Genomic DNA, 21464 nt, shown 5'->3' on the forward strand with positions numbered 1-21464 from the left:
TTTTGCTTAAATTTCTTTCCCTTTTTCTTGACCCGACTTAGAGAGTTCTTTTCGAGTCAGCACATTTTGTTTTACTTCCTGATAATTCGTATAATTCTTCAAAGTATCTTCAAAATGCTCTTTTAGAACTCCTTTCTCAATCGTTAATTGTTGAATCAACTGTTGTATATCTTCTCGTTTCGTTCCAGGTTTCACTAATTCTTCTAGCAATCGACTAGCTACTAAAGAATTTTCAGGATCCGTTTCTAAAGATAAAAATCCTCCTTCAATTTTTCTCAACTGAACAAGACGATCATCTAATTTTTTTAATTCCTGATCTGTCTCTTTTATTTTTTGATTAAAGCGTTCCTCTAACTCATCAAACTGTTTTCCATTTCGCACATCATGATCTACTAAGAAATTAAATTCTTGAATCAGTTCTTTCATTGAAGATATATAAGGATTTTTAGTGACTATCACTTGTCCATTTTGTTTTGCCAGTTGTTTCGCAACGGTCGTTCCCATCATATAACGATTTTTTTCAGAATGATCGGGATTCATCAAATAGAAATAATCTTTCTCCTTAAGAAAAATATGATAATTTCCATTTTCTAACTTATCTACCTTATGAGCAGGGATAAGAATTGTGCCAGAATTAAAAACTCCATAATCCATTTGAAGATAAATACCATTTGTCGTTTCTGATTCCACTTGCCAAGCTTCAACTTCTAATTTCAACTCAAAATCAATTTCAGTTTTCTCTTTTTCGTTTTGATACCTTTCTCGTATTTCTGATACATCATAAACAACTTGATTTAAGCGAATCCTCTTCTGAATATTTTCCAACGAATAAATTCCTTTTTTTGATAATGTATCATCACGAGTATTTCTCTCTTGTAATTTTCCATCTAATGGAGTTAGTAGACGATACTTTACATATTTTCCAGAAAAATCAATTTGTACATCAAGTGCTTTCGCTTTCATTTTGAAATCTTCCATTGAGATGGATTGTTTCAACAGAAAATCTAAGCGCTCTTTTATTTCAAACCGAAAATTATTTTGTCTGCGCCAAGCAGCATACTTTTTATGAGAATTTTTCATCGTTGGCTGAATGATTTTAGCTCCATACAAATCCGCCTGTTTATCTGAGATTGCTCTTAATTTTTTTAACGTATTTTTTTGCCATCTCATTTTTTTCATCGTGACACTATTGGTTGTGTTTACGATGATATGATTATGGAGATGATTTTTATCAACATGTGTTGCAATGACAAACTCATAATCTCCACCTGTAAACTCTAACATCGTTCTACGTCCGATCTCATGTACCTGCTCAGGAGTCAAGTGATCATCTGGAGAAAATGACTGGATGATATGATGAGCTAGAACCTGTTTTCCAGAATAAATTTCTTTAAAATCATCATCTCCTTTTTCTATTGCAGCTAACCTCTTTGTCATGATCATCTCTTCATCTGCTATGGACACGTCTGTTATCTGATGACCTGATACTAACTGAATACAGTGTTCTCCATTTTTGATGACAATTGGAAAGTTCTCTTCTATTTCTGAAATAGATTTGATAGTTGTTTTCTTTGAATTTAGAATATACTGAACCGCTTGTTTCAGATTTCCTTGCATCTTAATTTGTATTGGCGGTTTAATCGCTACCATTCATCATACGTCCTTACTATTTGTTTTTTCTGTGCGATGCTTCTCTTCTCCTCACTAGAAACTTTAGCATTGACTAAGTCTTTAATTTCAGATAAGAGATTCACAACTTCGCCGATTTCCTCTATCGTAATCAAATCATTTTCGTTGGCATGTTTGGCAATTTGGTTGATGTTTCCGCCAATTCGATTGATTGCCACTCGCAAATCTTTCAACTCCGAAAAATCAATTTGAACGACTTGCCCTTGTACCAACATATTTTTTGCATAAGACTGAAATGTCTTAACGCCCATTTCTTCCATTGTCATTTTGACTTGACGATCTTCATCTGGAGTAAAACGAACTTTCCTCTCAATAGGTCGTTTTCTATTTTCATATCGTTCCCTCATGCAATGACTCCTTTCTGCTATAAATTGAGCATTTTTAATCATAGAACTTCCCACAATGAGAAATGGGGACTGACTGACCTTTTCTTGTGGCAAGCGTAGCATTTGGGGTACCAAATGCGAATTTTAAAAAAGGTCAGAGAAAGTCAAATCCCCATTTTGACTCTCTCCCCTTTTTCATTTTTGGGGAAATCCCCAAACCCCTGGGCTAACATTTTAGTTCTTCCAAACTGTCAAATTTTACTGCTTTCCAAGATAAGGAAAGATTTTTTTAAACTTCGTGACTGGTTTTGAGTCAATAGATGATGACTGAATCATCTCGTTTTCCACTAATTTTTGACCCAACCTATCTACTTGTTTTGATGTCAACTCCTGCCAAATAGAATGTCCTGTTTGAATTTCTGCCAGTAGGATTTTTTCTTTTAGTGCTTGTTCAAACGAAGTATCTTCTACTTGATTTAACAAGCCTATATTGTCACGATACCAATTCTTTAGAGTGGAATCATCTGTTGTCAATGTTTTATACTCTTCTTCCATTTGTTGCAGTAAGTTGCTTCGAGTAAGGTTTGTTGCTTCAGGACGATATCCTAAAACAAGGTCACCATCCATAAGAAACACATAATCCCTCAGCAAGCTCATCAATCTTTCTTCCTGTGTTATATTCATCTATTTGAATCTCCTCTTCTAGTATTATTCTGTTTGAATTGTAATTTTGGAATTGGGGTATCTCGTTCAATCATTTCGAGATACCCTTGAGTTTTTTTGAGTCTTTTTCCTCTTTCGTTTGACGTTCCTGAATGGATTTTTCCGTTTTGGATTGATAATGTGACAGCTTGTCCGCAAAACGATTCTTGTCTTGTTTGACTTGGATCACTTTTAGTTTTTCAAGTTCTTTATCCATTCTTTGGATTAAACTTTTTGCTTCTTGTTGCACAATATCAAGCTGGGTTTCCAAATCAGACAATGCTTTTTTATCATCCGTCCATTTAGCTAAATAGCCAAATGAATGTTCTGCTGTATCCATTCCATAATAAGAAGCGACTACATAGGCAACGCTCTCCGCTTGAAGTTCTGCATTGCTATAAGTTAAATTTTCTGTTTGTTGGTGATGAGAATGGTGCAATTCAGAGTGAGCTGTTTCATGTAAAAACGTTTTAATAATTTGTGCTTTTCCCATATCTTTATGGATCACAATTTCATTATTTTTAGGATTATAACGCCCTCTTCTTCCATTTTCTAGCTGTTCAAAGCGAACCTGAACGTGATTATTGTCAGCAATCGTTTTTAAACTACGATAGAGATTTGCGTAGTCTAAATCCGATAAATTTTCTTTGACCGGCTGCAAAGCTTTTGGCAATTCCTTACCTTTAGTTTGGCTCACATCAAAAACAGACTTTACTTGAAAGGTCATATACGTTACTGGCTTCCCTTCTTTATCTAGCATTGGATTGCCTTCAGAATCTTTTTTAAGATGAATATTTGGAGCTATAATTTTTAGAGCTTTTTCCCCTTTATTGATATAACGTCCAAATTCTTTATTCCATTTGTTTAATGACGTTACATATTTTGCGTTTGGATTTTGAGCTAAGATAAGCTGGATATTTCGACTAGAATAATTATTTAACTGGCTCATTTTATCCAGATAATGTTTATAATGTTCAGAGTTTAAATATTGTTTCACTCCTTCCTTCATATGTTGATTTAAACCTACAATATCACCAGCCACAATCAATTCAGAAACCATCTTTGAACTTACTTCTTCAACTTTTTCTGATGTTTCTTTTTTCTTATTTGAAGAGTTGACCTTAGCAAAACTGTTTTTTGATTTGGTCTTTTTCTCCTCTACTTCTTCTTGTACTTCCATCATTTCAGTTTGTTTTTCTGCATCGTTAAGCTCTTTTTCAGCTGTCCGATAAATATTAGAATTGAAGTTATTCGGATCTGTTCCTTGGGTCAATTCATCATAATCTGAAATACCATCTCCATCACTATCTGGACTATCTAAAAGAGTTGTACTTGCTTTCTCTACTCGATTAGGCAAACCATCCAAATCACGATCCATCTCATCTTTTCGATTGCGCTGACGAATTTTTTCGTCCGCACTTTGAAGAGGTTTGCCAGAATCTATCTTTAAAGGAGGTTCTTCTTTGGATATGTCTTCTTCAAATAGGCAATTCTCCATGATAGACTGAAGCTCCCGACCACCATCCTTGATATAATCTTCATTGATAGATAATTGCTCAATCTTCCCGTTTCTTTCACGGTAGACTCCCAAAATGATTTTCTCCTGGTTTGATTGATCCAATTGAATATTGAGTCCTTGCCTCAAGCGCATAAGGCTAGCCGGGAAAGTTGCTCCGTCTATTGTACGAAATGCAAGTAAAACGTCTTGATCACTGGAACGAATCGCCTTATCTAGATTTAACGTATGAAACTTTTCTACATCTGATAAATCTCCAAAGTAGAACGATTCTGAATCAACTATAACAGGAAGTTCAGGAAGAACTTTTAACTTATCGAAAGCAGCACCTCTATTCACAATTAAAATATTATCAAATTGTCCATTTCCAGCCGCAAAATCTGATAAAGTCTGCTCTGCAGTTTGTCCTTCTTTATAAGGGAAGATTCCAGTTAAGTGCATAAAGCTTTCTTTATTATAAGAAATGGTAACACTATTTATATTTGCTCCTTCTTGATAAAAATAAGTTACTTGTGAATCTGCAATATTTTCTAGATACCATGCAGCCGCATTTTGAAGATGTGGAGTATAACGATTTAGTTTTCGTAAATCTTTATCTGATACAGGATGATAGTTATCCTTATGAATTGACTTTCTATCCTCATTTATGCTAAAATGAAGTAAAGGTTGAGAACGAGTTTGACTTGGTGACAAGTCATTCAAAGGTTGCGATTCATTCGCTTCTGGTAGAGGTGCTGCCACCTGAGATTCTTCAGGAAAATCCCCGAGATTTGTCTCAACTTTTTTGTTTTGCTCCTGATTTTCTTCAGGGGCTTTTTGATTTGAATCATCTAGTTTGTTTGAACTAACTTTTCCATCACGAACATAGAAATTTAACTCATCAATATCTGCAGAATCGACTCTAATATATTTATCAGGGTGATTTTCACGAATATAGTCTACTATCCGAGACTTTTCTTGATAGGATGCCGGTTTTAATAATGCTATCGTATCGACGTATTCCCCCTTATCATTCAGTTCTACCAATTCAATATCTTTTTGTACGTTTTTAGCTTGTTTAGAAGCTTTCTCTATACTAATAGTTGCTTCTTCTGCAACCTCAGGCATTATGATAACCGCCTCCTCTCTTAACTGCTTGAGAATAGTTTCATAAGTCTTTGGTGAAATCTCAACCGTTCCTGTTTTACCATTAAGATACTCCATCAAATGATAAGACACAAGTTGAAAATCATAGTCATGATTGTAAGTCTCAATCTCATTCGCTGGATAACTAAGAATCTTCCATGTATCTTGTCCTAAGTTTCCTAATGGGTCACTATAAGATTGTCCCCAATTCTCAGCTGTCAAACTGTTTAATCTGCGATTGAGATTATACGTACTGATCGCTACTTCTTCTGAAAATACAGTTGAAGTATTAGAACGTCCCAACTCTTTTTGAATGCCTTTTAAAAGTTCGTACATCTGATTTTGTTCAGGTGTCCCTTTTTCTTTAAAGCGCTCAATATTGGTATCATTGATGGATTCAAAGAATGGACGGTGTTCTTTTAATTTTTCTAACACCTCTGGCTTCAGCTGCTGCATCGGATGGCTCCAGCCTGTATAATTGACTAAAGTATAGAAATAAGCTTCATCTGAAAGAGTAACACTTAGGACACCAGCCTGAATTTGACTTTGAACGGCTTGTGTTAAATTCTTTAAATTTGATTTAAAAGTTTCATAAGATACTTGTGCATGATAATCATGATCTGCTTTTTGAGCCAATTCTAGATAAGGAGTTGGGAGGTTTTGAGCGAGTTGCTCGGATAGGTCTTGCTTTTCCGTGCCAATATCATAGCGAAAATTATTGGTTAAACGATTCCCTTTTTCATCGGCTAAAGCAAAGTAAGTCTTATCATAACCTAGCTTGAAACCTATCATCTGCCATTCGTTTTCTTCATAAAGTTTAGAAATAAAGTCCTTGTATGGAATAATATCCCCAGATGAATATTGTCTTGAGAGTTTTTTGTTTTCGGTAAAATCAAATACAACCTGCAATTGTGGCTCTGTTAGCTGCTCCTGATTCGAGGTCACATCTACAAGATTTTCAAAAAGAACACCTTGTTCACTTAGTTGAGAAGATGGTTCCTCAGATATTTTACCTGGTATTGTCCCAAGTGAAGAATTGGTCGCTTCTTGGATAATTTCAGACAGTTCTTCTTCATTATCTGCTTTAACATCGTTATTCAGTTTTGTATTGGTGAGTTGTACTTCTAAAATCTGATTTAGTTTTTCTCTTTCTTCAGGAGTTTGAGGACGGTATTTAGCAGATTCTTTGAAGATCCCCTCTTCAGATAATTCAACTGCTACACGCCTGAGTCCTTTTACAAAATACAAATTAGGCTGTTTCGCCCATTGATTTACCACTCCTTCATCAATCAAGGATTGAGTGCCTGGCTGAATGGCTGTCTTTGCCATTTGTTCAGAAATCCTTTCTAACCGTGTCAATTCTTCACGATACCGCTTCAGAGTTTGATTTGTATAGAACGACTCTCCACGTTTCGCTTTCTCCAGTTCCTCACGAATTCTAGGAATGTTTTGTACACTCATTTCAAGACCATTGCCACTACGATTCAAACCAGCTGCCTTCCTCTCTTCTCTCGCTTCTAGCCTTTCTACCCGTTCTTCTTGTTCTTTAATTTCATGTAGCTTATTAAATACTCGATTTTCTAGCTGATCTGCCTTTCTAAAAAAACTAGCTCCATTTCGCTTATCATTCATTGGTTGCCCGTTCGTCATGGCAAAATGACGATAGACAGCATTAGTTGCTTCTGAAAACTCATTATGAAGGCGATCCAATTTACGTCTAGACTGACCTAGACGGCTATTATCTACCTTCTTTTCTTCAGGCTCAGCAAGTTCTTGTGGTTTTGAAACGTGATATTCTGCACCAGCTTCTTGCACTTCCTGAACTTTCTTTTCTGGAGATATTGGAAGATTATCAAATAGATGTTCTAATTTTTCTTTCGTTAAAGTTTCTTTAGAAATCAAAACTTGACTCTCATCAGTCGCTAATTCTTTTTGCTTAAAATCAGCTAGTTCTTCCGGATAATACCCTTGATAATGATATTCTTCTCCATCAAAACTATAAATATGTGATAAGTTTGTTCCAGGAGTAACCAGTCGGCTAAGATAGTCATTCCAATCTGCTTTATCTTGATTGCGATAGAGAATTGGTGGAATATCAATTTGGACTGGGATTTCTTTTTTCAAAAAGTGCGTAATAAAATTGTGACCTGCTGGATCATTATCTACGGCAAGAGTAATCATATTTTGATGATTGTCCTCTTTAAAGAAATCAGTCGTCCGAACAACTGCTTCCAAAGCCTTTGAACTCGTTTTATCTGCCTTATACTCTTTTCCATTCATTTCCGCATAAAGCTCCATAAAGCGGCGACTAATGATTCCCTCTTTCACCCCATCCATGGCAACTAGTCGCACGTTTTGAAGTGTATCCTTATGAAGTTCATAATAACTCATCAGATCGATCGGGCTTTCCGCAAAGACAAGACGTTTGGGAGTTCCAACGTCTACAGAAAAGCCTAATAGTCCATCTGAATTTTTCATAATCTGTTTTAATCGACCACGTTCAGGATGTTGAACTCGATTTTCTATAATCCCTTGCAGGCTAGCCCCAGCTAAAAATCCTGTATGATCCTTATATTTAAAAACAATGACGGGTTCCAAATAATCGCCTTTTTTCCGAGTCGCTTCAGCTATACTGCCTTGACTCAAAAAGAAGTCAATCGTCTCATCTGAAAGTTCTCTTTCATCTTTCAGATAGCTTTTAGCAAGTTCAAAATCTAAATGCTCATATTTTTCCAAAGTGTACTTAAACGGTTCTGATTTAGCTTCTAAAGCCTTTATATCTACTTCTGAAAATTCTCCCGTATCTAGATAATGCATTGCCTCTTTATAACTCACATTTTTTATCTCTTGAACCAAATTAATAGGGTCTCCATACTTGCCTGTTCGAGAATACCAATGCCAAGTATTTTTAATAGTATCAATTTTAAAGGAATCATGTTCCGCCCAATAGTATTCTCTATGAGATTTACGTTTCATTTCCATCCCTAGGCTTCTTGCAACATCCAAAATAGCTAGAGACTTTGCTTGTGCTTTTGTTAAGACCATGTTGTTTCTTCTCCTTTCGCATTTAGTGTTTCTTTTACCAACTCAAAATGTTTTTCTGAGGCTGTCAAAGGATAGACAAGGTTATCTTGTCGTGGTAGAAAATAATAAAATAAATAAGGTGCTAGTTTTTGATACATTGTATAATCTGCGTTTTGGAGTGATTTCATCACATTTGGATATTCTTGTTCTAGGTTTCCTTCTGCTAAAGAAAATACCGTTTTAATCTCCTCAAAATATCCAATTCTAATTGTTTTCTGATTCATTTGTTCCTCTTTTCTAATCAATCAAGCAGCTAGTTGTGCTTTAAATTCTTCTGTTAAATCTATCGCATTTAAAATAAATTCATCAATATCCGTTCCCTTCTTTTCGTACTCATACCAGGTATCATCTTCTGGCGAATGAGCAATTTGAGCCGCTCTTGGATGTTCTAAAACACTCGCTTTTTTATCCCTAAAAACGTGCTGCTTACTGATAAAGACCAAGGCTTCATCAACTCCTATACGGGCAATTTCATCCGGCGTCATCAATGGTCGTCCCTGAATTTGCCGATTTTCACTAGAGGAACCATTGCGAGCGCCATAGGATTTTGAATAATTCCGAATCCGAATCGTTTGTTTCCCTGATCGAGTAGAATAGTATTCCATCGTATCCTTATCATTCGTTCCTAAGAAGACATGTGTTGCACAGTTATTAAAAATCGTTTTCCACTCGCTCTTATAAAGTGATTGCAATTGATTGACCGCCTGCAAAATAATCTTGGCAGACATTTCCCGGCTTCTTATAGAAGCTAACACTTGTGAAAAGTTAGGGATTTTCCCAATTTGAGCAAACTCATCAAAGATCCATTGAATATGAACCAAATCTTTTCGACTCAATCCTTTCACTTTTCCTTGTAAAATATCATCTGCTTTGTGAGTTAGGACTTCAAAGCCAACCGCAAAAAGAATAGACGATAAAAAGTTATAAGCATTATTCGTTTCAGGAATGGCAATAAAAACCGCCGTCTTCTTCGTATTCCATGTATCTATTTCCATCGTATCTTCACTAATCAATCGCTTGACATCATCATGATCAAATAAAGAATAGCGAGCAGATAAAATATAAATTACGCTTGCCTTTGTTTCTCCCTTCGCATTTTTAAACAGTTGCCATTGTTTACAAGCATAATTACCAGGCTTACGCTCTTCTAACTCTTCAAACATTTGTTCTACTGGGCTAGGAATTTCTGGATCTTCTCGCCCAATATTTCTCAATAAATCGGATACATCTGATAAATTGGGTAGATAAAGACGTTCTCCCGTTTCATCATCTAATGAATCAAAATATAGATAACCTAATAAAGCACGTTGTAACATCAATTCAGCCTGAACCCAAAAATCTTCTCCCTGGTATTCTGATTTTTTTGTTCCTTCTGTAATAGCTTCAGAAATTCGATCTATATCTAATTCAGAATGCATATAATGAAATACATTAAATCGATCTGAATTTTTCAAACGAATCAAATCAAAGATCTTAACAGCATAACTATGTCTTTCCAACATTTTCCCAGTTTCATGTACTAGGTTTCCTTTAGGATCTGTAATCACAAAGCTAGAGTTCAGCTGCATGATGTTAGGTAATACAAAGGTGAAGGTTTTTCCGTCTCCAGGAAGTCCAATAATTAAGACATTTTTATTGAGTTGTACATTGTAAGCTAAACGAAAGTTAAACAGCCCCATTCGGACTTGCTTACTGAAAATCATGTTCTTATCTGGATCCTTATCTTCAAACCGCTTCATCTCTTTCAGAAAAGCAAAGCGAGCACTCCCTTGTTCTTCCCCTTGCCGATATGTTCCTCTATCTCCCTTATACACATATAAAAATAGAGGAAGAAGAAAACCTATACTCCCCCATAACAAGGAAGATGAGGTAAACGAAAAATTGATGAAAGAATACTGATCCATATTGGATAACAGCCAATCAAGTTGTTCCAAACTTAGAAACGGAACAGCTTCTTTTGATAAAGCGTAATAATGTTCCGCTGTATGAAAAAAGTAAAAGAAGAATATCCCTGCAATTAGATAAGGAAGTATATTTCTAGATGATTTCATTTTTCTCGCTCCTTTCCAATATCTTTCGTAACTGCAGGCATCATTCCCTTATACTGAATGTGTTTCTTATAATAGGCAATTTTCTCCTGTGGTTTCATTTCATGTGGCTTTTTTAACACCCTTTTAACAAATTCTTCCGGTTTTTTGGTAATCTCTTCAATTATCTGATCCAAAGCAGCTCTTACGAGCGCTTTATTTTTTGCTTCAAAAATCAGCTGTGTTTCATCTTTTTGAATCTGATAAGTAAAGCCAACTCCCTTCTCATTGAGGTAATGCTTTAGCTTTTCTAAATGAGACTCACTATTTTTAAATTCAAAACTATCTTTATAAGAGCTAGTTGCCATAAATCGATTAAAATTTGTTTCACCGGTAAAAGTCTGATGTTTTTGCTTGTATTCATGTCGATCATATAGCTCCTTTGAAAGAACATACAAGGCTTTTAAAATTACTTCTGCGGTCATCTTTCCTTTTAGCGTCATTGTATGAGTTGCTCTTTCTTGATCCATTTTCGACTCCTTTCTATATACAAAAAACACTTATCTTTTTAGATCAGTGTTTATGGATATTGAGTTTCTAGTGGCTTTTTTGTCATCACAAAGCCGTAAGAACTGCTTCTTTCTTCCTTCATCTCTAGTGTTAAGCGCATTTGTTTGCGCTCTTCACCTGTTTTTAAAGCCACCACATAGGTTAGGTGATAATTATTTTCTATTTTTGAGATTTTCTCTAAAATAACCGATTGTAACTGTCCTTGTTTAGCTTCAATTGTCAATCCTTTTTTTAAAAATGGCTTTAAGCGAGCGCCGTCAGAAGAAAAATAGTAAGGCAGGAAATAACGGCTAAAGGTATCTAAACTTCCTGATTTTTCTTGCGTTTCTTTTAAAATTCTCACTTGGCGTTCAAGTGGTCGGATTTGTCGTTGACTGGCGAAAAAGAGTTGAACCGTCAGCAATGAAAAGACAAAACTAATCGTAAGTAATATTCCAAAAATAAACTTCAAAAAGACTTTTCCAAAATTTAAAGACTTGTCTCTTTTCTTCTCTTTAATGGGTGCTGAGGTTGCCGTTTTAGGATCTTCTTGCGATTGGTGGCTGGGTATTTCATCAAACGATGGCTTAGAAGAGCGATTAAAAAAAGAAGACTTTTTTGACTTCTCTTTCTTTGGCTCTTTCGGTTGCAAGAAGAGATCTTCAGCCACCCCTTCAAAGGGGAGACTGACTTCTTCCTGGAATACGACCACTCCTTTTTTATCCAATTCCTCGATTAGAAAAGCTTCCCTAACCGCTTCAAATTGACATCGTGCGTTTTCTCTCTCCAACGCTTGAAGTACTAAATCTTTATTACGATAATCTTTACTCTTCTCCTTGAATTGATCGGTCATTCGATACATTATCTATCACCTCATTTCTACGATTGTCTTCAACCAGTCGCTTCATTTCTTCCATTGTCATGTGGTGTTCAACTAAAAAATTAGAAGTCTCTTCCCACTCTAACAAGCGTATCTGCGTAGTTAAATCCTTTTCTTTACTTTCTAAGTGCTTCTCTTTTTGTTTCAAAGCGGCCAGTTTTTTCTGAATAGTTACTAATTCTTTTTTCTTCTTTTCAATGCTTGTCATCATTTTCTCCTTTATTGTCTCCTGATGGCATCGTTGTCTGATTTTGTACCGCTGCAGCCTGTTCAGCATTTAACGTATCCACAATTAAAATAGGTTCAATCGTGGTAATCAGATAGCGTCCATCGATTTTTGTATAAGTCAAACGCAGAGTAGATTGATTCCCTACATCCGTTTGAGCTTTAGAATAATCTTTTTTCTTTTGTAACAATGTATTAGTATAAGATACTTTTACAAGGGCAACCTTATTTTCTGTATCAATATAGATTGTTGCCGTTTTTAATTTAGCATCGACTACATACCCTTTATAAGCCTGATTAGCTGGATCATTTTCTTTATTCACTTCCTGATGATAAGCTCCTTCCGTCATAAAAGGTAGATAGCGATTGCGATTTTCCCCTAAATCCTTTTTAGTAAAATAAGCAATCAGAAAGTCCTTGACATATGACTGAGTTAATTCTGTTCCTCCTTTTTTCTTCGTAACATGCGTTACTTTTGGCTTCACACTTTTTGGCTTATGGTTCATAGAGTTCCCTAAGCCGAAAGCTATCATTAAAAGTAGAACTGAACCAACAATGATCCCAACTACTTTTAATTGTTTCAATTTTTCCATATCCAACATTTTCATAAATGAAGTTTCCTTTCCTTTTTAATTAACGTGGTATTGCAAAGCTATAGTACGCTGCTGGACGACATACTCGCCAATGGATTTGCGATTGATTACCTGCATAATTGAGTTCGCTGACTAAGAAACTACCATCAGCATTCACGACCTCCACTATGCCAACATGTCCATATTGTGGCAACGTACCATCAAATCCCCCAGCAGTAGAGACGACTGCTCCTTCAACTGGGTTAGCCGAAAGTTTCCAGCCTTTTCCGACAAGAGAGAAAACCCAATTTTGTCCATTTCCTAAGTAGCCATAACTACCAGAGAGATCTGTTATTTTCCCTAATTCTACTAAACGATTATAAGCGTACCAGGTACATTGTCCAACTGGATAACCACTACCAGCTTGAGTTGTCATGGCTGCCGTTGATGGCGGCTGTTTGATTCGGCTTCGATACTCTTCCGGAAAATTCCAAGAAGAAGCTAGAGTTCCACTTCCCTTAATGGTTTGTTTGAAATACATCAGCATTTGTTTAGCATTATTTTGACGTTGTGCCAGCTTATCCCCAGCATTGCCTTCCCAATGTACCAGAAAGCGCTGCGTCAGGGTCGCGACATTCTCATTACTCGTTAAAATAGATTTTAAAATGCGGATATAATAAGGATTATCTCCCTCTAGCATGAAGTCAATCTGCAGCTCTAGGTCATACCACTTCTTTCCTTTTGATTTTGCATAGTTTCTAAGAAGTGTATTCCGAATGGCTCCATCTGAAGTATCCGTCCACATTCCTAATCCTAAGCCACGGTGAATGACTAAAGAGCCGACACTGGCTCCTTGGGCAAAGCCCATATTGAGCCAATTTTCATCATCCCAGGAAGAAGCAGTTGCCCCAATCGGTGGACTTAAATAATCGCTTTCTGCTCGTTTAGCCTTGATGTTACTTTCTGTCGCAAAATTTCCAAGCACAGCAGCGATCCCATTGTCTGTCGCATTCGGAATTTTATTTTTAATGTGATCCCTTACAGCTCTAGAGCGTTGAGCTAAATCTCCAGACAAATTCAAATCTGTTAAAACAGAAGTCGTTTGATTATAAGTGACGCTTGCAAAGTAAAAACCCGGATTGACCGCTGTCCATTTCGCTTTCTTCTCTTTTGTTGCTTTTTCTTCCAATTTCTGATATTGGATTTCCTGATACCCATTCGTTTTAACCGTTCCTAGCTCAACTCCAGTCTGAACCTTGTCGCCATTTTTGACTCGGATTCCGCCTACTTGCTTGTAGGTAAAGCGGGCTTCATCTGTTTCAATCGTAATATTTTCACCAGAAACAACCACTTTGCCAGATAAAACAGCTCGCAAAGCTTGACCAGTAGTCGCTTTTAGCTGCGTATTCTCATAAATCTTTGTTTGAGAAACATAACCATATCGTTTAAGTACCACCAAAGGAGCTTTATAGTGAGCTTCATCTGTTGCCAGATAAAATGGATTATCCAATTCTTGATAATTGGGATAGCGACCAATTTCTTTTATCAATTCCTGCAATTCTTGATATTCTTTGAGTTCATTTTTAGTCAGCCGCATCCATTTTATAGAAGATTTTTGATTGTAGAGTTCAGGCATTGTTTTTAGATTCTGTGGATCCTGATTGAGGTTTTTCCAAATATCATTTAACGCATCGGAAAAGTGATTCAAACCTAAAAAAGCTGCCACCTTTCCTCCTGTCCCCTCTTTCCAGGACGTCGACGGATTCCACTCATTCCCATAACGATAATTCATATAATGGAGAATATCATCAATATTCGTCCAGTATTCAACCTTATCATTCGACTTTTCCCGATCTACTTTTGAAAGATGGAGCCACGACTGATTCAAGTCAAATTCATTTTGTTGGACAGGACTTGCACCGCCAAATACACCTATAAAGAGTCCTAAGACTCCAAAAATAAGAAAATAAAGAAAGTAGGATTTGATAGAAAGTGGATTTCTAAAGATGGGTTTGAAAGGCTTAGAAATAAATCGAGCTGTTTTGCCAGTTTTACTGGCGATTTTACCTACTTTAGAATTTCTAAATTTGATTCTTGCCTGACGTAGTTTCTGACTCAACTTTCCTTCCCAAGACAATTCTTTCGGTGTCCTCGTAAAGCCATTCCCGCGGACAAAGTTATAGGTACGATTTACCGTACTATAGTTTTGAGAAATGGCAAATTTTCCGGCTTTCCCCAAAATTTTGACGGTTTGCTTTGTACCTTCTTGTTGGTAGTGAACTTGACGAATATTTTGACGAGCTGATACCCAATCACCTAGAATATCATTGTCTTGAACCATTCGCTCCCCATCTTGTCGTATTTTGAATTTCCCAGATTGAACAGCACGCCGACGTGTTCTTTTAGGAAGTGATCCGCCATCCCGATCTTGCGCCTTCCGATAAAGCTTTTTTGTAACTTTTTGATTCTGTTTAGCTTCCTCTAATTTTTCTTTTAAAAATTTCCCTCTTGCCGTTGGTTGAGGTCTGCGATAGAGTTTATATTGCTTTTTTGCCAGATGATAATCTTTTTTCGCAGCTTTATACGTTACACGAGATTTGAGACGAGCTTCTTTAGAAGAAAGCTGGAGATTTTCTTCGACTCCCTTTTTTACTCGAACTCTGCGCTCTTGAAAATCGTGTCTCCATTTTTTTTGATCCACTTACTCACCTTCTCTCTGCTTAACTATCCGTAGCAACTAATTGATAAAGCTTGGTATTTTTCGGAATGGGATTTTCAAATGGTACAATCGTATCTCCTGCTACAATCAATCCAGTTCCTTTTGCTTTTGGACGCAGTACAAATCGTTCAAGGGATGGGGTTAGGGTAAAGACTTGCGAAAGAGCTTCTAAATCTGTCAATTTTAGCTTTAACAAGACTAAAAATTCACAGTTTGCGACCAATTTTCGTCCTTCTTCCATCGAAAGAACCGTTTCTGGATTTTGCGTAATTCCTGTAGGAATAGCGCCATATTTCCGAATTCGAGAATAGAGTTCTGTAAAGAAAGTTGCTTGGATTTTATTCTTAAAGTAGAGCTGTAATTCATCAAAATAAAGCCAAGTAGTCGTTTTCCCTTGATGATTGACAACCTGATTCCAGATGTAATCCTGAATTACCAATAACGCAAAAGGTTTCAATTTCCCAGATAGCTGCTTTAAATTAAAAATAACAAAGCGATTGTTCATATTGACATTGGTTGGATGAGCAAAAATATCATTTGAACCCATCGTGTACGGTTCAGCCTTAAGAGCTAAGGCTTTTGCCACTTCTTCCGGTTGGGCTTCCATGCCCTTTTGCCACTCTCTCAAGGTTGGTTTTGGAAACTGCTCATAGGTTAAACGGGTAACCCGGTCAATCATGGCAAATTCTTCATCGGATACTTCAGAAAAGATATTTTCAAACAAGGTTGTCAATAAATTTGCCTTTTGACCAATAGGGTCACTATCTTCTGCCTGTAATTTATCTTGTTCCGGTAAATCCAGCAAATTAAAATGATTGGAAGAGCCAGGGGCAACGTTAATAATTTCTGCTCCAAATTCACGCCCAATATCTACATATTCTGCTTCCGGGTCTACAATAATAATTTGGTCTTCTGTATGGCGTAAGAGCGTTGGAATAATTTCTCCGCCTTTAGCAAGAACAGATTTCCCTGAACCTGAGATACCAAAGATAGCTCCAGAACCTGTGTTTAGATCCCGTTTGCGATCCAATTTAATTGGATTTTTTGACAACTGATTTTGACCATAAAAAATAGCCCTAGGGCTAGTAGATTGTAAATCAATGTTGGTAAAGGGAACTTGTGTAGCTAGATTAGCAGTCGTCATATCCCTCATAAAACGTTTTTTGACATCGATAAAGGCTTTTCCAATTGGAAGAATGGTATTTAAGGCTTCTTCCTGATAGAGATACAATTTCTCTAAGTCAACCGTGTTCTTCCGGACAGAACGTTTGACTCTTTCTGTATAATTGTTTAATTCTTCTAGACTATCAGCCATAAAGAAAATAGCAATCACGCCAGAAAACATTTTCTGATCATTGTCTTGTAATTCAGCCGTCCATTTTTCTGTTTCCCTTGAAGTTTCTTTGGCTTTACCTCCTACAGCTAAATCCTCTGAAATGCCTTCTTTAAAGCCCGTTTTTTGTCCTTTAATCATCTCTCGCCTTGCACTAGATCCGATTGTGTTGATTTTTTTAAGAGCAGAAGCTGTTTCATAAGGTTTACAATATACTGCAATAGCGAGTTCAATCCCTGTATCCAAAATGTTTTTAATCAATTTATCATTTAAAAACGTAGGATACTGGCGAACGTATAATACACGGGCGAACCGATCATCAATCCGCATGTAATCTTTTTCAAACTTAAGATAATTCGGCGAAATAAAGTCTTTTGTGGAAAGTCCACTGATGGCAATATCCTGATAATCGAAATCCAAAAACGCTTCATTTCTAAGGATTTTCCGAAAAATTGTCAATCGATCTAATCCATCACATTCTTTAAAGGAAATCCCCATCCCGCCATACTGTGCTTCAATAGAAGCTGCTGTATCATCTAAAATTCGGTCTGCTTGTCCTTTATGATCTGCTTGAGCTGTTAGAGTGATATATTTTTCAACTTTAAATGAATTCTGATCTTCTGAAAAACAATCCGCAATCATCTCATTGTATTCTTTCCGATAACAGTCACTAACATCGCCTTGTAGTTCATAACGGATATTTTCTAGGACATTATTCTCTACACGCCGATTCAAAATCAAGAGTTGATATTCATTCTCAATATCCAGAGAATTATAAATATCTGCATTGGTTTCAATAATATCAATCCGTTCCTGTTCAGTTGCCGTGATATAGCTGACGTCCCCTAAGTGATACGTTTTAGAATAACAATCCTTGGTGATTTTCATTAACCCATCAGGAAGTAAATAACGATAATTGAGGGAATTTTGAGTACTGGCTTTCATGGTTCGCCGCAATCGCTTTGCCCTCTCCTTTTCTGCTTTAGAAAGAGTCACTGTATTTTGTGACCCCTTTTTCTGGAAGAAATGCATCTTTTGAAAACTCCTCTCTTTCAAATTCTGTTTGATAAGCTCGTTCTTGCTTTGTGAAAGCAAATCGAACATGATCTCGAATAATTTCATCAAATTTGAGACCAAAAATAACAAAAGGAGGTAAAATCCCTCCAATCACACTATACACAATTATATCTGGTGCTTGAAAATAGACCAGAATAGTTGCTAGGACACTTACAAGCCCAATCCCAACTAGAAGGATTAGCTGCCGAAAGGTGACTAATCCAATCACCGGACGCTCATAAGAATCCAACTCTTTTAAAAATTCACTACCTAAGCGATTCATAACGCTCCTTTCTCGTATGATATAATAAAATAAATTTTTATAAAGGAGAATATCTTATGCAAAAAAGAAGTACCAAAAATATCCCCTCTTTTCAATCTCTACACTTTCTTATCAAGATGTTTACATCTCTTTTGATGATTGCTATGTTTATTCTTGTGTTAATTCAAATTGTAAATGTTGCACTCATCAGCTTAGCTCCAGGGCAAGATACCATTTTAATCAAGATAAAACCTGCTCTATCCCTTCATACTATTTTACAAATGTTTTTAGGAACGGGTATCATTATCGTTTTATCAGGAAGTCTTTATGTAATCGGACTGATTTTCGATTGGTTAATGTTATTAACTAATCCTTCATCCAAGTTGAGAGTGTTTTACCTCAAAGGAACAGACACAATCAATCGATGGTTTTCAATTATTGCACTAACAACCTGGTCTCTTGTTTCTTTGCCGGAACTTTTATTTAATTATTTTACAATTTTAATATCTATCGCTGCTATTTTAATTGAATCAAGAAAACATTCTAAATTACTTCAAGTTAAGATCATCTCACATTACTTCCTGGATGAAGCTGAAAACTCATCTAAGTCATCTGAAAATGAATGATATTTTTTAAATCTCAGCGAGCTTACGATTAGTAAAATAAGAGCTAGAAAATAGAATATCATGACAATAACTAAAAAGAGATATAATTTTCTAAAGGATAATAAGAATCCTATTAGTAAGCAGATATGTGGAAACATTCCTAGTTTAAAAAAAGGAAGGTAACCATCCATAAGTGTAAACTCACCAACTAGCCACTTAAAATCATCTGAACTTGCCTGACTCATATTGCAATGATGAGGTTGTTTCTTTTTTTCTTTTTGGAGAAGTTGATTCTTTTTCAAGGATTGATTTCTCCTTTCTAATTCACTTGTAATATGCTTTTCGCCATACGCTGGCTACCAAACAAGAGAAGAATATAAATAATCCCTTTGGCAATCGCTGTCAGAGCACTCGTCCAAGCTCCTGTTGTCGCTACTTTTAATAAATCATCTGTCACAATAGCTGGATAAAGAAGAATGATGATGACAAGAATAACACCTTGTAGAATAGCGGCTAGGTATAGCTTGAAGAAATTGAAGCAAATCGGGCGCAGAGCATCCATCATAAAACAAGCAACAACGATTTTTGCGATTCCTTTGTACACGTATAAGGTAGAAGAACGCAACAAAATCAATAATTTTGTCGCAATCTGACCGATAAAATCTATCACCCAATAGACTGTTTGTAATATTCCTTTCGCTACAAAATTCAATCCTTTAAAATCAGGTGTCTTAACTTTATAAGGAGAGACACCATTCTTCGCAGCTAGTTTAATCATCCCGTTGAACATCCAACCAAAGACATCAAAAATCTGATCGATAGAGAGTACTAAAAAATAAGCCAGTACGTATTTAATCGCTAATTCAAAGAAGAGCTGCAGGGTCAATTCACCACCGTTACTTTTCAAATGTTGGTACCAATTAAACATCTCTAGTCCCATAAAAAGCAACAACAAGATAACTGCGACATGTTGCATAGAATGGGAAATATCTCCCATGATTTTATAAGCGGTTGGACTATAATCCTTGAGACTCGTGGTTAATTGATTAAGGGTTGACTGATTCACAGACACCACCTTCTTTCTTTAAAAATTAAAGGATTGAATCCCTGCGGCAACCGCTGAAAAAATCGCTTTTAACGCAACGCCTAGAACAGCTCCTAAAAGAACACTTGTAATCCCTCTATCTTTCTTAATGTCATCTTCACGTCTGATACCAATTGCCAAATCCCAAATTCCCCAGGCAGCCCATCCTAAACCGACTAAACCGCCAATTGTTCCAATTGCATTCACTACTCTTACTGCTGTCTCCATAAATTTTTTCTCACTTTCTTTTGTCAATAAAAAAGACACCAAGAATACTTGATGTCAACGTTATAATTTTTCTATTCAATTAGTTGTTAGTCTAGTTCTTCAGGTTTAAAGGTCAAGGTATAAGCCATTAAAATACCGAATACAATAATGAAAACTATTTCCCACCAATAAGTAATCGGTTGTCCTGGAAAAAGAAAACCCTGAAACTTCTCAAAATTTCCATGTGATAAAATATTTTCTAAAAATGCAGATATTATCAAAGCAACAAAGACTAAAATTCCTTTGAATATTATCCAAACCAATGCCATACTAATTAAACTCTTAAATAAGTTAAGAATAAACAGAAGAATGACAACTGGAGTCATAATCATCAAAGCAACTCCTCTCATCAAGAAATGAGGAAAGTGTTTTAAAACGGTTCCTAAAAAGGGGAGCACTTGTTTCAAGCGATTTTTCCACGACTTTTTAGGCATTTGAATTTTGAGTTTCTGTTTTGTAGGCACATAATATCTATAGCCACTTGGACTGATTCTTGTTTCCATCTGCTTTTCCTTTCCCATAACCACTCCTCCAATCTTTCTGGTTTCATTATACCAAAAATATCAGAGGTGAACTAGACTTTTTTATAAATTACGAAGCTTTTCGCTGTTTCAACTTCATAAAGCTCACGACTGCTAGCAGGGCTAGCCCAATCAATGTTAAGCCTGCGGCTGCCTTGTCACCTGTTTGTGGCAATGTTTCCATTGTACCGTCTGCTTTTTTAACAGACACAGTTTTATCAGGATTCACTACGCCTCCTACTGTTTCAGCAGCTAATTCTACTACCTGACCGTCTCCATTTGAAACCAGTACATGACTATTGTTAGTTCCGACAATCGTATAACCCGTATTGGTTTGGACGGGATTCGTCACAGGATTAACAACTTTTTGTCCTGTTGAAGTAGAAGTCGTTCCAACTTGACTCTTGCCTGCCTTATTCGCTTCATCCGTTGTTTTCGGTTGTTCTTCCGTAGGTTTTGGACTTGGAGTTGGTGTATCCGGTTTTGGCTCGTCCTTTTTCCCATCTTTTGTGGATGGAGTTGTTGGATCTGTTTTTCCACCAGGTGTCGTTGATCCAGAATCCGTTGACGGTTCCGTTGAAGGGGTACTTGGTTTTTCAGGAACTGTTGGATCAGAAGGAGTTGGCGCCGGAGTATCCGGGGTACTTGGTTTTTCTGGCGGTGTTGATGGCACAGTCGGATCAACTGGTGTTTCTGGGGTCGGTTGACTAGGTTCAACTGGAGTGCTTGGTTTAGGTGTAACCACACCTGGAGTAGTTGAGTCAACCGGTGGCGTCACATCGTCCGCTAAAATGCTTCCTGCTTGGGTTAGCACCATTGTAGAGAGTACAAGCAGCGTAAATAATTGTTTCTTTGTCATAAAAGATCCTCTTTCTCTTTTTAGATAAACACAAGGCAACAAGACCTTTCTTATTGCCTTGTA

The 21464-nt window shown here is 36.5% G+C and carries 18 protein-coding genes; 1 reads left to right on the plus strand and 17 read right to left on the minus strand.

Features of this window, described 5'->3' with window-relative positions:
- Positions 1-6 precede the first annotated feature (6 nt).
- The 13 genes from EHW89_RS05950 to EHW89_RS06015 form a co-directional block, all read right to left on the minus strand.
- The gene (locus EHW89_RS05950) at positions 7-1650 is read right to left on the minus strand and encodes a relaxase/mobilization nuclease domain-containing protein (protein ID WP_126467292.1); all 1644 of its coding nucleotides are present in this window, start codon (positions 1648-1650) and stop codon (positions 7-9) included.
- A complete protein-coding gene (locus EHW89_RS05955; RefSeq protein WP_126467294.1) occupies positions 1644-2036 on the minus strand; it encodes a plasmid mobilization protein in 393 nt (130 codons plus the stop codon). Before EHW89_RS05955 ends, EHW89_RS05950 begins: the two co-directional genes overlap by 7 nt.
- Positions 2037-2273: 237 nt before the next feature.
- Positions 2274-2699: a hypothetical protein gene (locus EHW89_RS05960; protein ID WP_126467295.1), complete on the minus strand. Its 426-nt coding sequence runs from the start codon at positions 2697-2699 to the stop codon at positions 2274-2276.
- Positions 2700-2769: 70 nt separating this feature from the next.
- On the minus strand, positions 2770-8403 hold the full coding sequence (locus EHW89_RS09515; RefSeq protein ID WP_226997561.1) for a PBECR4 domain-containing protein: 5634 nt from the start codon (positions 8401-8403) through the stop codon (positions 2770-2772).
- Entirely contained in the window at positions 8394-8666 is a 273-nt protein-coding gene (locus tag EHW89_RS05975) for a hypothetical protein (RefSeq protein ID WP_125442561.1), read from the minus strand. Before EHW89_RS05975 ends, EHW89_RS09515 begins: the two co-directional genes overlap by 10 nt.
- Before the next feature lie 21 nt (positions 8667-8687).
- Positions 8688-10493: a VirD4-like conjugal transfer protein, CD1115 family gene (locus tag EHW89_RS05980; protein ID WP_126467297.1), complete on the minus strand. Its 1806-nt coding sequence runs from the start codon at positions 10491-10493 to the stop codon at positions 8688-8690.
- A complete protein-coding gene (locus tag EHW89_RS05985) occupies positions 10490-10999 on the minus strand; it encodes a hypothetical protein (protein WP_059220897.1) in 510 nt (169 codons plus the stop codon). Before EHW89_RS05985 ends, EHW89_RS05980 begins: the two co-directional genes overlap by 4 nt.
- 50 nt (positions 11000-11049) lie before the next feature.
- Positions 11050-11880: a hypothetical protein gene (locus EHW89_RS05990; RefSeq protein WP_126467299.1), complete on the minus strand. Its 831-nt coding sequence runs from the start codon at positions 11878-11880 to the stop codon at positions 11050-11052.
- On the minus strand, positions 11843-12109 hold the full coding sequence (locus tag EHW89_RS05995; RefSeq protein WP_126467301.1) for a hypothetical protein: 267 nt from the start codon (positions 12107-12109) through the stop codon (positions 11843-11845). The genes EHW89_RS05990 and EHW89_RS05995 overlap by 38 nt, the downstream gene beginning before the upstream one ends.
- A complete protein-coding gene (locus EHW89_RS06000) occupies positions 12093-12731 on the minus strand; it encodes a hypothetical protein (RefSeq protein WP_059220903.1) in 639 nt (212 codons plus the stop codon). The genes EHW89_RS05995 and EHW89_RS06000 overlap by 17 nt, the downstream gene beginning before the upstream one ends.
- A gap of 25 nt (positions 12732-12756) precedes the next feature.
- The gene (locus EHW89_RS06005; protein ID WP_126467303.1) at positions 12757-15396 is read right to left on the minus strand and encodes a phage tail tip lysozyme; all 2640 of its coding nucleotides are present in this window, start codon (positions 15394-15396) and stop codon (positions 12757-12759) included.
- Positions 15397-15415: 19 nt separating this feature from the next.
- Complete coding sequence (locus EHW89_RS06010; protein WP_126467305.1) at positions 15416-17779, minus strand: VirB4-like conjugal transfer ATPase, CD1110 family; 2364 nt, start codon at positions 17777-17779, stop codon at positions 15416-15418.
- Entirely contained in the window at positions 17730-18086 is a 357-nt protein-coding gene (locus EHW89_RS06015; protein WP_126467307.1) for a PrgI family mobile element protein, read from the minus strand. Before EHW89_RS06015 ends, EHW89_RS06010 begins: the two co-directional genes overlap by 50 nt.
- Before the next feature lie 56 nt (positions 18087-18142).
- On the opposite strand from EHW89_RS06015, the gene EHW89_RS06020 reads away from it, so the two are divergent.
- Positions 18143-18691 carry a hypothetical protein gene (locus tag EHW89_RS06020; RefSeq protein ID WP_126467309.1) on the plus strand — a complete coding sequence of 183 codons (549 nt, stop codon included), beginning with the start codon at positions 18143-18145 and terminating at the stop codon, positions 18689-18691.
- Positions 18692-18989: 298 nt separating this feature from the next.
- Here EHW89_RS06020 and EHW89_RS06025 read toward each other — a convergent pair whose 3' ends face one another.
- The 4 genes from EHW89_RS06025 to EHW89_RS06040 all read right to left on the minus strand — a co-directional run bounded on the left by EHW89_RS06025 (position 18990) and on the right by EHW89_RS06040 (position 21401).
- Positions 18990-19736, minus strand: coding sequence for a hypothetical protein (locus EHW89_RS06025; protein WP_126467311.1), 747 nt, complete (start codon positions 19734-19736; stop codon positions 18990-18992).
- An 18-nt stretch (positions 19737-19754) separates the two neighbouring features.
- The gene (locus EHW89_RS06030) at positions 19755-19982 is read right to left on the minus strand and encodes a hypothetical protein (protein ID WP_126467313.1); all 228 of its coding nucleotides are present in this window, start codon (positions 19980-19982) and stop codon (positions 19755-19757) included.
- 86 nt (positions 19983-20068) lie between these two features.
- Positions 20069-20542 (minus strand): hypothetical protein, encoded by a 474-nt coding sequence (locus tag EHW89_RS06035; protein WP_126467315.1) that lies wholly within the window; start codon positions 20540-20542, stop codon positions 20069-20071.
- 70 nt (positions 20543-20612) lie between these two features.
- Positions 20613-21401, minus strand: coding sequence for an LPXTG cell wall anchor domain-containing protein (locus EHW89_RS06040; RefSeq protein WP_126467317.1), 789 nt, complete (start codon positions 21399-21401; stop codon positions 20613-20615).
- Positions 21402-21464 lie beyond the last annotated feature (63 nt).

The organism is Streptococcus periodonticum (genome assembly GCF_003963555.1).
Lineage (GTDB): Bacteria > Bacillota > Bacilli > Lactobacillales > Streptococcaceae > Streptococcus > Streptococcus anginosus.

What these genes read in the sequence shown, in the direction of transcription:
- EHW89_RS06020 (WP_126467309.1), top strand. Translation starts at nt 18,143, where the DNA reads ATGCAAAAAAGAAGTACCAAAAATATCCCCTCTTTTCAATCTCTACAC.
- EHW89_RS05985 (WP_059220897.1), bottom strand. Translation starts at nt 10,999, where the DNA reads ATGGATCAAGAAAGAGCAACTCATACAATGACGCTAAAAGGAAAGATG.
- EHW89_RS06035 (WP_126467315.1), bottom strand. Translation starts at nt 20,542, where the DNA reads ATGGGAAAGGAAAAGCAGATGGAAACAAGAATCAGTCCAAGTGGCTAT.
- EHW89_RS05950 (WP_126467292.1), bottom strand. Translation starts at nt 1,650, where the DNA reads ATGGTAGCGATTAAACCGCCAATACAAATTAAGATGCAAGGAAATCTG.
- EHW89_RS06000 (WP_059220903.1), bottom strand. Translation starts at nt 12,731, where the DNA reads ATGAAAATGTTGGATATGGAAAAATTGAAACAATTAAAAGTAGTTGGG.
- EHW89_RS05955 (WP_126467294.1), bottom strand. Translation starts at nt 2,036, where the DNA reads ATGAGGGAACGATATGAAAATAGAAAACGACCTATTGAGAGGAAAGTT.
- EHW89_RS05960 (WP_126467295.1), bottom strand. Translation starts at nt 2,699, where the DNA reads ATGAATATAACACAGGAAGAAAGATTGATGAGCTTGCTGAGGGATTAT.
- EHW89_RS06040 (WP_126467317.1), bottom strand. Translation starts at nt 21,401, where the DNA reads ATGACAAAGAAACAATTATTTACGCTGCTTGTACTCTCTACAATGGTG.
- EHW89_RS05975 (WP_125442561.1), bottom strand. Translation starts at nt 8,666, where the DNA reads ATGAATCAGAAAACAATTAGAATTGGATATTTTGAGGAGATTAAAACG.
- EHW89_RS06030 (WP_126467313.1), bottom strand. Translation starts at nt 19,982, where the DNA reads ATGGAGACAGCAGTAAGAGTAGTGAATGCAATTGGAACAATTGGCGGT.
- EHW89_RS05980 (WP_126467297.1), bottom strand. Translation starts at nt 10,493, where the DNA reads ATGAAATCATCTAGAAATATACTTCCTTATCTAATTGCAGGGATATTC.
- EHW89_RS09515 (WP_226997561.1), bottom strand. Translation starts at nt 8,403, where the DNA reads ATGGTCTTAACAAAAGCACAAGCAAAGTCTCTAGCTATTTTGGATGTT.
- EHW89_RS05990 (WP_126467299.1), bottom strand. Translation starts at nt 11,880, where the DNA reads ATGTATCGAATGACCGATCAATTCAAGGAGAAGAGTAAAGATTATCGT.
- EHW89_RS06010 (WP_126467305.1), bottom strand. Translation starts at nt 17,779, where the DNA reads ATGCATTTCTTCCAGAAAAAGGGGTCACAAAATACAGTGACTCTTTCT.
- EHW89_RS06015 (WP_126467307.1), bottom strand. Translation starts at nt 18,086, where the DNA reads ATGAATCGCTTAGGTAGTGAATTTTTAAAAGAGTTGGATTCTTATGAG.
- EHW89_RS05995 (WP_126467301.1), bottom strand. Translation starts at nt 12,109, where the DNA reads ATGATGACAAGCATTGAAAAGAAGAAAAAAGAATTAGTAACTATTCAG.